Annotated in this window: 17 protein-coding genes; 5 read left to right on the top strand and 12 right to left on the bottom strand. The window is 42.2% G+C overall.

What is annotated here, in order from left to right; translation table 11 throughout:
* Positions 1–420 precede the first annotated feature (420 nt).
* From H0W44_09625 to H0W44_09615, 3 genes are all read right to left on the bottom strand, one after another.
* Positions 421–678, bottom strand: a complete 258-nt coding sequence (locus H0W44_09625) for a YcxB family protein (GenBank protein MBA3582697.1) — start codon at positions 676–678, stop codon at positions 421–423.
* 241 nt (positions 679–919) lie between these two features.
* The gene (locus tag H0W44_09620; protein MBA3582696.1) at positions 920–1702 is read right to left on the bottom strand and encodes a fumarylacetoacetate hydrolase family protein; all 783 of its coding nucleotides are present in this window, start codon (positions 1700–1702) and stop codon (positions 920–922) included.
* Positions 1703–1721: 19 nt separating this feature from the next.
* Positions 1722–1913: a DUF3565 domain-containing protein gene (locus H0W44_09615; protein MBA3582695.1), complete on the bottom strand. Its 192-nt coding sequence runs from the start codon at positions 1911–1913 to the stop codon at positions 1722–1724.
* Between the two features lie 796 nt (positions 1914–2709).
* Between H0W44_09615 and H0W44_09610 the strand changes: the two genes are divergently transcribed.
* A complete protein-coding gene (locus tag H0W44_09610) occupies positions 2710–5457 on the top strand; it encodes a M48 family metalloprotease (protein ID MBA3582694.1) in 2748 nt (915 codons plus the stop codon).
* A gap of 18 nt (positions 5458–5475) precedes the next feature.
* Positions 5476–6711, top strand: a complete 1236-nt coding sequence (locus tag H0W44_09605; GenBank protein MBA3582693.1) for an MFS transporter — start codon at positions 5476–5478, stop codon at positions 6709–6711.
* A 49-nt stretch (positions 6712–6760) separates the two neighbouring features.
* Here H0W44_09605 and H0W44_09600 read toward each other — a convergent pair whose 3' ends face one another.
* Positions 6761–7249 carry a hypothetical protein gene (locus H0W44_09600; protein MBA3582692.1) on the bottom strand — a complete coding sequence of 163 codons (489 nt, stop codon included), beginning with the start codon at positions 7247–7249 and terminating at the stop codon, positions 6761–6763.
* Positions 7250–8054: 805 nt separating this feature from the next.
* Between H0W44_09600 and H0W44_09595 the strand changes: the two genes are divergently transcribed.
* On the top strand, positions 8055–8660 hold the full coding sequence (locus H0W44_09595) for an LPP20 family lipoprotein (protein ID MBA3582691.1): 606 nt from the start codon (positions 8055–8057) through the stop codon (positions 8658–8660).
* Positions 8661–8770: 110 nt separating this feature from the next.
* Here H0W44_09595 and H0W44_09590 read toward each other — a convergent pair whose 3' ends face one another.
* The 5 genes from H0W44_09590 to H0W44_09570 all read right to left on the bottom strand — a co-directional run bounded on the left by H0W44_09590 (position 8771) and on the right by H0W44_09570 (position 13335).
* The gene (locus H0W44_09590) at positions 8771–9472 is read right to left on the bottom strand and encodes an ABC transporter ATP-binding protein (GenBank protein ID MBA3582690.1); all 702 of its coding nucleotides are present in this window, start codon (positions 9470–9472) and stop codon (positions 8771–8773) included.
* A 5-nt stretch (positions 9473–9477) separates the two neighbouring features.
* On the bottom strand, positions 9478–10245 hold the full coding sequence (locus H0W44_09585; protein ID MBA3582689.1) for an ABC transporter ATP-binding protein: 768 nt from the start codon (positions 10243–10245) through the stop codon (positions 9478–9480).
* On the bottom strand, positions 10239–11216 hold the full coding sequence (locus H0W44_09580; protein MBA3582688.1) for a branched-chain amino acid ABC transporter permease: 978 nt from the start codon (positions 11214–11216) through the stop codon (positions 10239–10241). Before H0W44_09580 ends, H0W44_09585 begins: the two co-directional genes overlap by 7 nt.
* A complete protein-coding gene (locus H0W44_09575) occupies positions 11213–12088 on the bottom strand; it encodes a branched-chain amino acid ABC transporter permease (GenBank protein ID MBA3582687.1) in 876 nt (291 codons plus the stop codon). The genes H0W44_09580 and H0W44_09575 overlap by 4 nt, the downstream gene beginning before the upstream one ends.
* 62 nt (positions 12089–12150) lie before the next feature.
* The gene (locus H0W44_09570) at positions 12151–13335 is read right to left on the bottom strand and encodes an ABC transporter substrate-binding protein (GenBank protein ID MBA3582686.1); all 1185 of its coding nucleotides are present in this window, start codon (positions 13333–13335) and stop codon (positions 12151–12153) included.
* Positions 13336–13517: 182 nt separating this feature from the next.
* On the opposite strand from H0W44_09570, the gene hisI reads away from it, so the two are divergent.
* Both hisI and H0W44_09560 read left to right on the top strand, forming a co-directional pair.
* A complete protein-coding gene (hisI, locus tag H0W44_09565; protein ID MBA3582685.1) occupies positions 13518–13940 on the top strand; it encodes a phosphoribosyl-AMP cyclohydrolase in 423 nt (140 codons plus the stop codon).
* A complete protein-coding gene (locus tag H0W44_09560) occupies positions 13933–14361 on the top strand; it encodes a PaaI family thioesterase (protein ID MBA3582684.1) in 429 nt (142 codons plus the stop codon). The genes hisI and H0W44_09560 overlap by 8 nt, the downstream gene beginning before the upstream one ends.
* A gap of 2 nt (positions 14362–14363) precedes the next feature.
* Here the strand turns inward: H0W44_09560 and H0W44_09555 are convergent, their stop codons facing one another.
* The 3 genes from H0W44_09555 to msrA form a co-directional block, all read right to left on the bottom strand.
* Positions 14364–14696 (bottom strand): hypothetical protein, encoded by a 333-nt coding sequence (locus tag H0W44_09555; GenBank protein ID MBA3582683.1) that lies wholly within the window; start codon positions 14694–14696, stop codon positions 14364–14366.
* Between the two features lie 70 nt (positions 14697–14766).
* The gene (locus H0W44_09550) at positions 14767–14967 is read right to left on the bottom strand and encodes a type II toxin-antitoxin system HicB family antitoxin (GenBank protein MBA3582682.1); all 201 of its coding nucleotides are present in this window, start codon (positions 14965–14967) and stop codon (positions 14767–14769) included.
* 194 nt (positions 14968–15161) lie between these two features.
* On the bottom strand, positions 15162–15764 hold the full coding sequence (msrA, locus tag H0W44_09545; GenBank protein ID MBA3582681.1) for a peptide-methionine (S)-S-oxide reductase MsrA: 603 nt from the start codon (positions 15762–15764) through the stop codon (positions 15162–15164).
* Positions 15765–15768 lie beyond the last annotated feature (4 nt).

The following is a 15768-nucleotide window of genomic DNA, read 5'->3' as shown; positions in this document are numbered from 1 at the left end:
TTTATGTTGATGTGAATGAAGTTTTTTGTTTGGATGGCTGTCAGTTTTATGTTGATGGAGATTTTATGTATTTTGATCAAAATCACTGGACCGAACTTGGCGCAAGACTTTTCTGGGAAAAGCTAAATCGCTCAGGGGAATTTGACACACTGTTTTTGAAATGATTGCCTAAGCTGACGGCTTTTATTTGTCTATAATTTATGTTTTTCATCTAATTAATGTGTTGGCAAAGGCGTAATTTTTTACGATGGCCCCAAGAAAAGTTTTTTGTATGTTTAATTAAATTTTGCAGTAGCAAGTAAATATATGCTCTGCCAGCATAGGGGTTGATGTAACTGATAATATATTCATATATTCGATATTGAAAATTAATTTTATGATATCGGGCGTTAATTTTTCGCTATTCATTTTGTCGGCAGATTAAATCGGTTGTGATTTAAATCGTGCCACCCTCTGCATTAAACATTGTCGCAATGGTCTGTATTTTTCGTTCAAAAAATTCAAAGCGTCTGGAGTGATTTGTTCTGTCGGAATTATTAAAAACAAGGCGTCAGAATAATGCAGCAATAGATAATTTTTATTTTCCTTGAATTTGTGGAAATAGCCCCATGAATTTTTTGTGTTCCCATTTTTAGATGATATTGATATGCGTTTATTGTCTATTTCTAAATTAAATATTTCGCGAAAATATTTTTGTTGGGGGTATTCGAGTTTATGTGATTAGCATGTATCTAGATAAAGCCTAATTCTATTGCGCCTCCAGCAAAGCCACATAAAATAGCCGGATATGAGTAGCCGCTAATTATGGAAAAGTATATGAATGCCATTGTCGCGAATGATCGTAAAACAAAAAAACATATTTTTTTCATAAATCTGTGGTGAAGTATATAGCTGGCTATTAGATCTAGTTTTTATATGTTTAGTATACGTGTAATGCCACACGTTCAATACTATTGCGCAGAGTACCAACACCTTCCAGTTCTACTTCAACTACATCATCAATCGCCATTCGCGATGTTCTGCCCGGTGTGCCGGTAAAAATAACATCGCCGGGTACTAAGGTGACGTAACGACTGATGTAGCTAACTAAATAATCCACATCAAAAATTAATTCTGAAGTATTGGCGTGTTGTTTTATTTCGCCGTTTAGTCGTGTCGTTAAATTTAATTGATTGTAATTTAAGCCTTGGGTAATCACCGGGCCGATGGGGCCAAAGGTATCGCTGCCTTTTGCGCGAAACCATTGCATGTCATTGCGTTGCCAGTGCCGTTCGCTCACGTCGTTGCCCGCGGTGACGCCGAAAATAAAATCTTTCGCTTGTGCAGGTGTAATGTTTTTAGCTTCTTTACCGATGACGACTACCAGTTCGCCTTCGTAGTGCAGGCTTTCGGCATCATCGGGCATGATGATCGCTGCGTTGTTACCGATAATGCAGGTGGGATATTTGGCGAATAAGCCCGGATATTCTGGTGTCTGCATATTGCCGATATGGCTGCGATAATTTAAGCCGACGGCAATAACTTTTGATGGTTGGCAGGGTGCAAGTAATTGTACGTCGGCTAATTTTAATTGGCGTCCGCTGAAGGTATGTTGCGGATCAAATAATTCACTACTGAGTTCGGCAATGATGTCGTCGTTTAATAGACCGCAATGGATAGTGTGAGTATCGCGGTAGCGTACAAAATTTTTGGTTACGCGCATGAGTAATGTTTGCGATAGATTATTGTGGTGCTTCGCACAGTCGACAGTTTAAGGTTTTGCCTATGTGTTTTTCACGTGTTTGTGCGTGCAGGATCCACGGTCTATTTTGCCAAGGCGGATTGTGTCGCACATGTTGTGTATGGCCGCAGTCTAGGGTAGCGGTCCAATGTTTGTCTGCGTCTTGATGAAAGCTGATAATTTTGCGTTGCATAAACATCATACATTTGTCTGTTGGGCATTCATTCTAGCGCGCCAATCTGGCTTGAGCAAAGCAATATCGGGTGTGATGAGCATTATTGCCTTAATTCAGCTTGTATAAACTTATTTGATAACGCATACAGTATTGCCACGTATAAATCCGTGCGAGTGATTTTACCGGTATTAAAATGTTATTAATTCGATCGATTCGATATTGCGTATTTATTATTAGCAGCGCTTTTAATATTTTTTATAACGTGAATTAAGGGGCAAACCATGTCATTAACAAAACGCGCATTGGCAGAGTGAAGGGGTGCTTTTTGGCCAGTGTTAGGTAACTCTGGTAGTGCCATATTAGCCGATGCATTCCTAGGTGTTGGCATTGGTTTGACGGTGTTAGTAATTTAATTCATAGAGATTATGGATTGTGCAAATCGACAAGGCTGCGCGTAGGATAGCGCTCTGTTATTGCTGGTTGAGTGTGGTCTATCAGACTTACTTATATTAATAAGTTATTAATAATACTCGTTTGAGCGGAACGTTGATTAATCGTCGATAAAGCTTGCATTCTGTTCATTAAATAACTAGTAATAGAGAGGCGCTGGTGTTGTAGCTATCACCTAAGACGTCGATAGCTTAGAATCAGTGCCACACTATATATATGCGTGCAGGAAGAATATTAAAGTTGGTAAAATACAACGTTAGCTATTCATTCTAGGCTAGCAGTTTTAGCACGTAGACATTGATCATTTGGTATGTGGGTACCGAATGAACAATGAAATTATTGACTGACGTAAGGCTTGGAGACGATGAATCAATCAACACGGTTTACGCTGCTGTTTGCTGGGCGCATGCGCGATGGCTTTACGTACGAAGAAGTGCGTCGCCGTTTTAAAAGCCAATTGAATTTAACCGATACTGTGATCGCCAAATTAATGAGCGGTGCAGAAGTCATTGTGCGGCGCGATGTTGATCGTGATACTGCTTTACGTTTTCAAAAACAATTTCATGAAGCCGGCGCAATGTTAAGCGTACGCGTGGTTAAAAATAACCAAGCTAATCTGGCACCTGCACCGCGATCTAATCTTCCTAAAAAACCTCAAGCGTCACCTGTTGTTGATGTTGCAATGGCGCGTGTCAGCATGCACAAAACTCAGTTTGGTGTGCCAGTAATTGATGCAGTAGTGGATTCTTCAATTCATTCCACCGAAACGATGGGCATGTCACGCGTGACGATGCATGCACCCAAATCTTTATTAAATGCGACCACAAATAAACCTTCCGGTGCTGATAATAAACGTCAGATTAATCGAGAGATGAATTCACAGACGAATCCCGAGCGGAATCCAGAGGAAACAAATCCACCTGTAGCAAACCGCGCTGAAAATACGGCGCCTAATATGAGCAGCGCGCTCAACGAAACAGTGAATGAAACCATTCAACCCGCAGCATCTAGTGAGCGGGGACTAAACGCGTCTTTACCTAACCCTAGTATGAGTGCGCATTATAGTGCGGTCTTGTGGTTAAGCTCGGCGATTGCTTTGGTAGCGCCGCTATTTTATTTTTCTACTTTATTAGGCGCGGCCGCACTTACGATATGGGGCATGAGTCAGTTTTCTGAGTGGCTGCAAAATGCTAATAGTCTTTTAATAATTGCCTATAGCCTCGTTTTTATTATTGTGCCGTTCTGTGCAACTTTGTTTTTATTAAAACCTTTATTTGTGAAAGTGTCTTTATTGGAACCTCGTAGTTTAGATCGTTTGCGTTATCGGCCTTTTTTTGAACTAGTCGAATCCTTGTGTGATTCTTTAGGTGTTGAATATCCTGCGGAAATTCATGTCAATGCCGAGATTGATGCGCGCATGAGTTTAGCGGCTGGGTGGACAGGTTTGTGGCGCCGCAAAACGGTATTGACGATAGGTATGCCATTAATTGCCGCGTTTAATGCAAAACAGCTGGTCTGTGTATTAGCACATGAATTAGGTCATGCACGTTCATCTTATGCTTTATTCACCTATGTATTATCAAACCGCGTTATGGCGTGGTTGGATAAATGTATTTATCAACATGATGCATGGGATGAGTATTTGGCTAAAGGTTTACGCAATGCGCATAACTTTTTGGTAAGAGCGTGTTTGCGGATTATTGCTGCGGGTATTCTATTAGTACGATTATGGTTGCGCGCATTATTTTGGATGGTGTCACTGAGTAATCGTTTGACCTTGCGGCAAATGGAATTGGCAGCCGATCGAATGGCGATTCACATGGTGGGCAGCGCCACGTTTGAAGAAGTTGCATTTGAATTACGTAAATTATTACACGCACATGCGGCAGTAGAAATGATTAATCAAGCCGCGTGGAAAGAACGGCGTTTATTAGATGATATTCCGCAAGCCGTGGTTGATCAGTATCAAGAGCTAACGTCTGACCAAGTGTTGCAGATTCGCGAAGCAAAATTACGCTATACACCTTGGCTTGCACATCCCGCGCATCATCATCGCTTGCAGCAAGCGCGTAAGTTAAATTCACCAGGAATTTTTGTCGCCGATTACCCCGTTCGTAATTTGTTGCCTGGCTTTGATAATTTGTGTCGTGATGTAACGTTGCGCGGTTATGTCGCGCAAAATTTGGATGACATCGCACGTTGCGTTAAACCCTATCGTGATTTACTCGCGCATTACGACACGCGCCGTCGTGCGGAGTCGGCATTAAAAACTTATTTTGGCTCCTTATTTACCAGCATGCGTTTTATGCGTTTAAGTGAACCTGGCTTAGCCTCGCATATGCATTTATCCGCACAGGTCGATGAGATTCGTCGTCGTCAGCCAGAGTTTCGTAATGCTCTCACCCATTTTGAACAACAACTGCAACGCTTAGGGAAAATGCACACGGGTTTATTGTTGGTAGAACGCGATGTTGACATTGACTTAGAAGCGTATGGTTTTCAAGGCAGCGCGATTCCTATTATGAAACGTGCGATAGAAGTAACTGAGCATCAAGTGTTACGCTCTGAAGTATTATCAGCGATGGATTTATTATTCACTCGCCGAATTCATTTTGCTATAGCGCGTATGGATCAAGCAGAAGCAAAATCTGCGCGATGGTTGTTAAAAGTATTAAATAGCATGGCGACTGAGCGCGAACGTTTAATTGAATTACAAACGATTTCAAGTATTTTGGCTTTAAGTCAGGACTTGCTACAAGTCGAGCGCAACCGAATTGGTCGCAGTTTACAAACCTTAACACGACAATTGTGTGCAGAAGTGGATACTGTGTTAACGCAAGCGTCACACATCATGTTGGGGCAATATAATTTAGAATATCCTACGCTCGAACGTTTCTTGCGAGCGCGTATGGGTGATATTACGCTAGATGCGCGTAAACTTTCAGTCGCTCAAGCGGTAGTAATGGCGGATTCTTTGTTGCATGGTATGCGTTTCTTTTATTTGAAATTGTTAGGTGATCTGTCTATGTTATGTGAACGTGTTGAACAATCTGCAGGCATTCCTGCGTTGATGTCGACTACTGCTCCTGCAAAAAATCAGTTAGCTACTTAATTTTCCCTAATGTTATCTATGTTAAGAATGCGCAGTACTGCGCTGCGCTGGTGGATGCTAGCCGGTTTGTGGTTGATCTACGTTTGTTTTGGTTTAGTGATGGCATCGCTAGCGCCTTTAGTGACAGCCGTTGCAACGGATTTAAATGTTGGTCTTGCGACCATGGGTTTCATTTTTTCTGCTTGGTTGATAGCGTATATTCCATTTGCAATTCCCGCAGGCTGGATAGTCGATCGTTGGGGTGTAGAACGCGCTTTATTACTTGCTTGTGTATTAATCGCACTGTCAGCAGCAGGTCGAGCTTTAGCCACGAATGATTGGCAATTATTTTTAGCAGTAGCGTTGTTTGGTGTCGGTGGACCTTTAGTGTCATCGGGTGCACCAAAATTAGTGGGTCAGTGGTTTGAAAGTTCTGAACGTGGCTTAGCCGTTGGTATTTATATTTCTGCGCCTATTTTTGGTGGAGCTTTAGCCTTAGCGTTAACGCATTCCGTATTGTTACCGTGGTTAGATAATCAATGGCGCGCGGTCTTGTGGTTCTATTGCGTTGTTACATTGCTCACCGCCGTGTTGTGGTTTTTGCTATATCGTCTGCCGATGGTGCGTACCGCACAAGCTAAAAAAATAGTTCACCCACCTGCAACACCGGCAATCTACATTCAATTATTGCGTGATGTGCAAGTCCGACGAATTTTGTGGTTAGGCGCGGGCATTTTATTTTTAAATCACGGTTTAAATAATTGGTTACCACAAATTTTGATACTGCGCGGCATGACAGACGTGGCGGCAGGTTATTGGTCTGCCGCGCCTACTGTTGTCGGCTTGATCGGTGCATTATTAGTGCCTTATTACACGCCTGCGAAAAAACGTTTAGCGGTATTAATAATTGCGTTATTAGCTTCTGCCGGCGGAACCTTGTTTTTGTTTGCAGACGTTTCGATATGGTTATATGCAGGCTTAGTGTTGCAAGGCGTTGCTAAAAGCGCGTTGATGCCTTTAACTATTTTATTATTGATCGAATATCCCGGCGTAGGCATTCGTTATGCTGGTGCTGCTAGCGGTTTGTATTTTACGTTTGGACAAATTGGTGGTGCCGCAGGCCCTAGTGCGATTGGTTCATTAGCCGAATGGACTCACGCTTTTAGTTGGCCATTATGGGTAATGGTTGTCGTGACTTTATTATTAATGCATGTTGCTTGGCAGTTTAATCGTTACGCAGCACAAAAAACGGCACTGGAGTCATTGTCGCAATAGCAGTGACTACAATGCCGTTGTAAATTAAAATGAATGCAGTGAAATATAATTATAAATGGCAGGTTACTGCCGGATTAGGTACTACAAAAGTAGCGATGGCTTGATCCGGAAAACGCACTTGTTGCAAGAGCTGTACACCTGTCGCGCCCAAGCATTTGCCTGACCCAGCAATAATGTCTAAATCTTCGGGTTGATAGTTTTCGTAGGCAATTTCATCGAACATTCCTTGTGTATACATCACACCCGTCGCCCAATTAATCACTTCATGACACCATGACCAAAAATGTCCGTTACTTGGGTCTTGGTAGACGGTATTACACACGGCTTGTTTATTACCTTTTACCGCGCCTGTGACTTGATCAATGAAGATGGCGCCGAAATATAGAGTATCGCCGGTGCTACGTCCGGGTACCCCACCATCGTCGAACGCGAAAGAAACGGTCTGTTCAAAGTAGGTTTTAGTGACGGCAAAACCATTTAGTGCTGTAAAGCTAATAACGCAAGCTAAACCTATGGCTAGTTTTTGAGTAATACGCATGATGACTTACCTCTCCGATTGTTAAGGTTTCACTGGCTCTGAACTAGAGCCAGTAAGGCTTTCACGAGCTTTTCTGACTAACAACAGCATCCTATATTAACAAAATTTAATAAACAACCAAAAAATTAAATTTAATTAAGACGCTGCTTATGGCCCTAAATTACCTGCAGGCGGATTGGCGTTACCGGCCAGTACACGGCTGGCATCGCTAGCGTCTTTAGTGACAGCCTTGGCAACAGATTTAAATGTTGGTCTTGTGGGCATGGGGTTTATTTTTCTGCTGAGTTGCTAGCGTATATCCATTTGAAATTCCAGCAGGCTGGGTAGTAGATCGTTAGAGTGTAGAACGGGCTTTATTACTTACTTGTGTATTAGTTGCACTATCCGCAGCGGGTCGAGCTTTAGCTAAGTGCTAAAATTTATAAACCACCACACTATAAGAGCCACCTCTTAAGAGAACTGTTTTGTTATTAATAACAGCTAGAACATCTAAAATAATTGTGATCCTGATGTTAATTTTAAAAGTTAAGCAGAAAGAGAGTGTATTTTTTCTTTTTGTAGGAAAGTCAAAAAAATCAACGGGCTTTGGTTTTGCTTTGGAATGCGAAATAAATAGGTCATAAATTTAATTTATTCTTTAAGGTTACGCATAAGCTAATACTGCAGGATGAGCGGTAATAGCCGATTTACGCATGTGGAAGCCGAGGGTAAGATGGGGTTAAGATGGGCGAGTAAGATTGGGCCCGTCTGTAAGAATGGTTTAAATGTGTGAGCTTTTAATGTGGTTTTTATAAAAGGACAAGCTATGAATTCATCTAAAATTTTATTATGTGCATTGGCAGTAGTGGGTGTTATTGCCGCGGGCTGTAGTGCAAATACACCTAAAGAGTCAGCAAGTTATGTCTCTGACTGCACTTATCCAGATGGATCAAACAAAGAAGCGCCCATGTGGATTTGCACCGAAACTACAAAAGATTTTCCGGTAGGCGCGGTTGGTTCTAGCGAAAAATCAGCGGCGGGTTTCTCGTTTATGGAACAACAAGCTGCTACTGTTGCGCGGGTAAAATTAGCACAGCAAATGCGCGTACAAGTGCAAAACATGGTCAAACAATATGTAGAAGTTTCTGGTGCAGCGGATGCGGAAACGGTGGATAAAGTAAATACCTCGATTAGTAAACAAATTACCAACGAATCTTTATCCGGCACACGGATTGTATTGAAAAATACTAGCCCGAATGGTGTGTTGTTTGTATATGTAGGCTTAGATCCAAAAGCGGTGCAACAGTTAGCGCAGGAAGCCATTAAAACGAGTATGAATAATGATGCGGCTTTATGGCAACAATTCAAAGCTCAAAAAGGCCAAGATGAATTGGCAGCGGATATTGCGAAATCAACCCCCGCCGCGCAGTAAAAAAATTCACGCAAAGTAAGATTAAAGGCCGATATATATCGGCCTTTTTTAATATTGAAGAATAAAGCTTTTAAAAAATCCGCAGATCCGCTTTCAAAGTAATAAATATTTTATAAGCCTAAATATTTTTTTGGTAATTCTGGATTACTGGAAAATTCTGCATTAGTTCCGTGCCAAGCGATACTGCCTTTTTCAATAATATAATAACGATCGGCGAGTTTTTGTAAGGCTTGGTAATCTTTATCGATAACTAAAATACTCATGCCTTGTTGTTTTAGATTATCTAAAACTTGCCAGATCTCTTGTTGAATCAGCGGCGCGAGTCCTTCGCATGCTTCATCTAAAATCAACAAAAATGGATTAGTTAATAGAGCGCGACCAATCGCCAGCATTTGTTGTTCACCGCCGGACAGCTGATTGCCCATATGATGACGGCGTTCTGCAAGGCGTGGGAAAAAATCATGAATACGTTTCAGGGTCCAAGCGTGTTTAAGCACATGACGCTGCGCAGCGGTCGCGAGTAAATTTTCTTCAACCGTAAGATTAGGAAATATTTGGCGACCTTCTGGCACCAAACCAATGCCGTGCTGTGCAATTTTATAACTGGGCCAGTTGTGAATAGTATGTCCGCGAAAATGTATATGCCCACGATGCACCGGTGTTAAACCCATAATGCTACGTACGGTGGTGGTTTTGCCCATGCCATTGCGCCCCATTAACGCAATGATTTCTCCTTCAGCGACAGACAAAGATAAATCAAACAGAACCTGACTGTTGCCATAAGCGCTGCTGATGTTATCAATAGTTAACATGCGACTCACTTCGCACCGAGTGATGCGCCGCCTAAATAGGCTGCGCGTACTTCACTATGATTACGAATTTCAGCAGGTGTACCCGTAGCAATAATGCAACCATGATTTAATACACTGATGCGATCGGCTAAAGCAAATACGGCATCCATATCGTGTTCTACTAATACCAAGGTAAAGTTATGTTGAGTTTTTAAAGTTCGTAGTCGTGCAATCATTTCATGGCTGCCCGCGGCATCTAGACCAGCTAAGGGCTCATCTAGCAATAATAGTTTAGGTTCACCTGCAACACCCAGTGCGATTTCGAGTTGGCGTTGTTGGCCATAAGATAATTGTTGTGTTGGAGCATCGGCTAATATTTGTAAGTTATTCTGCGCGAGGATTTTTTCAGCTTGTTGTTTAAGCTTATGGTTATCATTAGGCGCTTGCCAAAATTTAAAATTATGGTTTTGTCGTGCTTGCACGGCCAGCATTATATTTTCACGGACTGTTAAATTTAAAAATAAACTGTTAATTTGAAATGTGCGATTTAAACCGCATAAAGCGCGTTGGGCCATTGATAAATGACTAATGTTTTTGTCTGCGAAATGAATGCTGCCGTTAGTTGCCGTTAACTCGCCGGCGAGTAAAGATAAAAACGTTGTTTTGCCCGCGCCATTTGGCCCAATCACAGCATGTATTTCTCCGGCTGTAACAGCAAAGTCAACATTGTTGACTGCCTGTAGACCGCCGAAGTGTTTGCTTAAATTTTTAGTACTTAATAATGTGTTCACGATGTTTTGTTTCCACGCGAACGATATGATTTTATTTTTTGAAGAATATTTTGACTAAGGCCTAATACACCACCACGACCCAATAAAACGATTATCAATAAAGCAGGCCCGAGAATAATCATCCAATGTTCGGTCCAGCGAGATAAAAATTCTTCGGCTAATAAAAATAGCGTGGTGCCTATTAATGGCCCTGTTAATGTTGCTAAGCCGCCTAATACCACCATGACAATTAAATGCCCTGATTGCGTCCAGTGTAAATAACTAGGGCTGACATACTGTGCTTGATTGGCTAGCAATGCGCCTGCTAAACCCGCTAAGCTGCCTGCGATAACATAAGCGCTTAGTTGGTAAATGAAAGGATTAAAACCGAGTGCATGCATGCGTCGAAGATTGCTGTGACTGCCGCGTAAGACCATACCAAAGTGAGAGTTTACTAAGCGTTTGCCTACAATTAGAATGATAGCGAGTATCAACCAGACAAAATAAAAAAATACAGTATCGTTATGCAACGGTAAGAGACTTCCAAAATCCGAGCGCGAGATTAAACTCATGCCATCTTCGCCACCGTATTGACTAAGATTGGTGGTGATGTAATACAACATTTGCGCAAATGCGAGCGTGATCATAATGAAATAAATACCGCGCGTGCGTAAGCTTAAAATACCGGTGAGCAATGCTAATAATGCGCTGCCGAGTATGGCGATCGCGAATGCAAGATAACCGTTATGAATGCCATGTTGTGCCAATATTCCGATGCTGTAAGCGCCAAAACCCACAAACACGGCATGACCTAAACTCACCATGCCGCCATAACCCAAAATCAAATCTAAACTGATCGCCGCGATGGCGTAAATCATCACGCGACTTAATAATGTCAAATAGAAGGGTTCGTTTAATAAAAATGCTACGAGTGGCATTAAAGCAAATATTAATAACAAGCTAATATTTAATAATTGTTGTTTTACAAAGTTCATGAAGATTTTCCTAACAAGCCTTGCGGGCGCCACAACAAGGTCAATGCCATTAAGATATATATCGTAATAGATGCAAACAAAGGCGGTAACACGACGCGACTCACAACGTCAACAATGCCCACTATCAAGGCCGCGATAAATGCGCCGGTAATGGAGCCCATGCCACCAATCACAATGACTACAAACGTTAAAATTAAAATACTATCGCCCATACTGGGTTCAACAGATAAAAGCGGCGCGGCCATGATGCCGGCTAAACCCGCTAACATGGCGCCTACTGCAAATATCCAAGAATATAAATTACGAATATTAACCCCGAGTGCTGCAACCATTTCGCGATTGCTAGCGCCTGCGCGGATTAGCATGCCAATACGTGTGTGGTGAATTAATAATTGCAAACTAATAAACACAATTATACCGACAGCAATAATGAGCAAGCGATAAACAGGATAGGGCGCGCCGAATAAAGTGACGGGATGGGATAATGCCGCAGGCGTGGTGATGAAATACGCTTGGCTGCCCCAAATAATACGGACTAATTCTGTAAGAAATAACGTTAAGCCAAACGTTGCTAACACTTGATCAAGATGATCGCGTTGATACAAGGTGCGCAAACTGATTTTTTCAATACACCAACCTAACAGTAATGCTGACGGCAGGGCTAACAGTAAGGCTAAGCTAAAAGAACCCGTTAGTGATTGAAAGGTAACGATTAAATACGCGCCTAACATGTAAAGTGCGCCATGCGCTAAATTGATGAGATTCATAATGCCGAAGACCAGTGTTAAGCCGGCGGCCATCAGAAATAACATCATACCTAACTGCACACCATTAAGCAGATGGGTTAAGCAATGTGAAAGTGTGAGATCCATTCTGTTCTCAAAATTGCTGCGTTATTCAAGTTAAGAATAATGAAGGATATTTTTTTATACAGTTATTTTAACGCGCATGTTGTGTGGTAGGCATCTTCATGATCCACAAAAGCGGTCGCTAAGGTTTTGCTAGTTAATTGCCCACTGCTGTTTTTTACTAATTGATTAATGTAAAAATTCTGAATGGGAAAGTGATTATTATTAAATTTAAATTTCCCGCGTAAAGATTGAAATTCTGATTTTTCTAAAGCCGTGCGGAATTTATTTTTGTCGCTAATATCGCCGCCAACAGCGGTTAAGGCACTGTCTAACAATTGCGCGACATCGTAGGCTTGAATGGCATACGGTGAAGGATTGCGGCCGAATTTCGTTTTAAAGTCAGCTTGCATCTTTTGATTCACGGGTAATTGCGTGCTTGCTTCGTCCAAAAAACTCGCGATGGTAATACCATCAGCAGCATCGCCCATCGCAGGCAAGGTAGTTTCATCAAAAGTAAATGATTGACTATACAAAGGCAGGTCTTGTCGTAAGCCGCTTTGTACATATTGCTTAACAAAATTAATGCCCATGCCGCCTGGATAAAAAATATACACGGCTTCAGGTTTAGCGGCGCGCAGTTCAGTGAGTTCGGCAGAATAATCGGGTTGATTCACTTTGGTATAAATTTCACCAACTATTTCACCTTTGAAATAACGTTTGAAACCATTTAATGCGTCTTTACCTGCTTGATAATTAGGTGCCATTAAATACACACGTTTAATGTTTTGATCGTTTAAATATTTGCCCATCGCTTCATGCAGTTGATCATTTTGCCAAGAGACGGCAAAAAAGTTTTCGTGGCATTGTGCGCCGGCTAAGGGTGAAGGTCCTGCATTTGCACTAATTAAAAATGTACCGCTGTCGGTGATGGGTTTGGCGATTGCCATCATGACGTTCGAGAATACGATACCGGTAACAATATCGACATGATCTTTTTGTAAAAAGCTTTGCGCGATTTGTACGCCCACATCGGGTTTTAATTGATCATCACGGACTAATAGTTCGACAGTTTTTCCGCCGAGTTTGCCGTCATTATGATCGAGTGCGAGCTGAAAACCGTCACGTAAATCTTCACCCAATGCCGCAGCGGGCCCGGATAAGGTTGCCATAAAACCAATTTTGAGATGATTGTTATTATCGGGCGCCGAGGATGAGCAAGCGCCGAGTAACAATAAAGCAAAAAGATTGACGAAAGTTAAGCTGCGCATAATGGACATCCTAGGGTGACGCGAAGGAGTTACAACAAGGGCGAAAGTATACCTGTAAGCTGGCAATCAGTAAAAAGCCTATATATAAGTATGACGTGCAGCTACGTGCCAGTACGTGTCAGATAGCGCGCTATCGGTTATGCTTGCCGGCTGTTTCAATTGACCATCAATAGGCTTTATTTATGAATGATTTATTTGCCCGTTTAGAACTTGCTGAGCTAGGCCAATCTACTCCTTGGTCAGAGGTGCTGGCTGCATTGAAATTTAATGAGCAAGGTTTAATTCCGGTGATTGCGCAACGTCATGATACGGGTGAAGTATTAATGTTTGCGTGGATGAATCAACAATCTTTATTAGAAACGATTAGCACTAAACAAGTGTGTTATTGGTCGCGTTCGCGGCAAGCGTTGTGGCGTAAAGGTGAAAGTTCGGGTCATGTGCAGCGGTTGGTAGAATTACGCATAGATTGTGATGGTGATGTGTTGTTGTTACAAGTTGAACAAACGGGTCCTGCGTGTCACACCGAACGTCCCAATTGTTTTTATATGAAATTAGAAGGCGACAGTGTCATCGTTGATCGCATGCCGGAGATCAAGCATGACTGAACGTCGTATGATTCATACTTTGTTAGAGATGCCGATTTTTCCACCTACGCAAAAAATTTTAGGTGCCGAATTAATTTCTTATGATTGCGAAAAAGGTACCGTTGAATATCGTTTTCAACCCGTGGTTGGTTTAGAAAATCCAGTGGGTGGTGTGCAAGGCGGCATTGTCTGCGCAATGTTAGATGATTGTGTTGGCACCGCGATGGCAACGCAGTTACCGCCCGACACGTGGATTCCAACACTGGAATTAAATACCAGTTTTGTGCGCGCGGTAAAATACGGTGAGCTTATTTATGGTTATGGCAAAGTCACTAATATGGGTAGCACGGTTGTGCACAGCGAAGCAGAATTACGTGATAGTAAACAAAAATTACTGGCGCGCTGTACTGCAGTTTCTATGCGGGTTGCTGCAACTTATTAGTGTTAATAGGGATGCGGAAACGCGTTGTAATCACCATTCGCACGTACCCACCATTGAGCGATCCCTGTGCCATGGCAAACTCGATATTCTTTATCAGCGGGAAATATTGCGCCGGGTTGTACATTTTTATCAATGTAACAATGCCATTGTTGACCGTGTTGTTCTAAACAGACTTTGACATCAACGGGTTTATCGCTGGTATTGTGTAAACGAAATGAATAGCTGTCGCTGCTTTGGCAGTATTTACCCCATTGTGGATTTTTTTGAACCAAATCAGCGAATGCTGAATGGTTAATGAATAATATTGTTACGATTAAATATATTTTCTGCATCACGTTACCTCCCTGCAACGTTACAGCTAGCGGCCGTACTCTTTAAAACTTTAGCTTGATTGATGGTTTACGTTTATAAAGCGAGATCGAGTACTTCTACGCCTTCACCGACATAAAATTCTTCATCAATGACTTGTAGATATTCTTGAATCGCCTGTTGCAAATCGCGCAAGGCTTCTTCTTTTGTGTAGCCTTGACCACTACAACCTGCAAGCGCCGGTGCGATGGCGGTAAAACCTTGTTGTTTGGGTTCAAGCATGACACGTATCTTCACAACACCACTCCTTGTGCGGGGCGGGCGCAGTATAACAGGCAAAATCCATTTGCCTATCAGACATGTCTTACAAGCAAGTCAGCATTTGTCCTACATCATTGCTGTTAAAAAACAGTGCCGCGTCTGTACCTTTTCGGCACCTTTCCGGTGCAATTACGCTGCCTTTAAAATCCAGGTGAATATGAATTAAGGATTTAATGTGATGCTTTGCCTGCCTTGCCCCACAATTGTTCTAGGCGTTGATCGCGGCCACAGTTGTAACGATAAAATTTATAACGTACCGGATTTTTTTGATAATAGTTCTGGTGATAATCTTCCGCCGCGTAAAAAGTATCGGCTGGTAAAATCGGAGTGACTGCCTTCGCAGGCAAAATTTTATCGGCATTGAGCTTAGTCTTGCTGGCTTCCGCTAATTGTTGTTGTTCGGCATCATGATAAAAAATGGCACTGCGATATTGTGGGCCTTTATCGCAAAACTGACCCTGCGCATCGACGGGATCTACGTTATGCCAATAAATGTTGAGCAATTGCGCATAGCTGATTTTGCGAGGATCGTAGCGAACTTGTAAGGCTTCAAAATGACCAGAGCCTCCCATTGATACTTGTTCATAAGCAGGATTTTTAAGATGGCCGCCGATATAACCAGAGGTAGTTTCTACGACGCCCGGTAGCGCATCAAAAGGTGGTTCCATGCACCAAAAACAACCGCCGGCAAAAGTTGCAACCGCCATTTTGTCAGCCGCGAATGTAGGCAAGCTTAAAAAAATATTAATTAAAATCACAAAAAAATAACGCATGAGT

Source organism: Gammaproteobacteria bacterium (assembly GCA_013817245.1).
In the GTDB taxonomy this organism is placed as follows: Bacteria; Pseudomonadota; Gammaproteobacteria; order HTCC5015; family HTCC5015; genus JACDDA01.
This window is presented reverse-complemented; position numbering and strand designations above follow the sequence as displayed.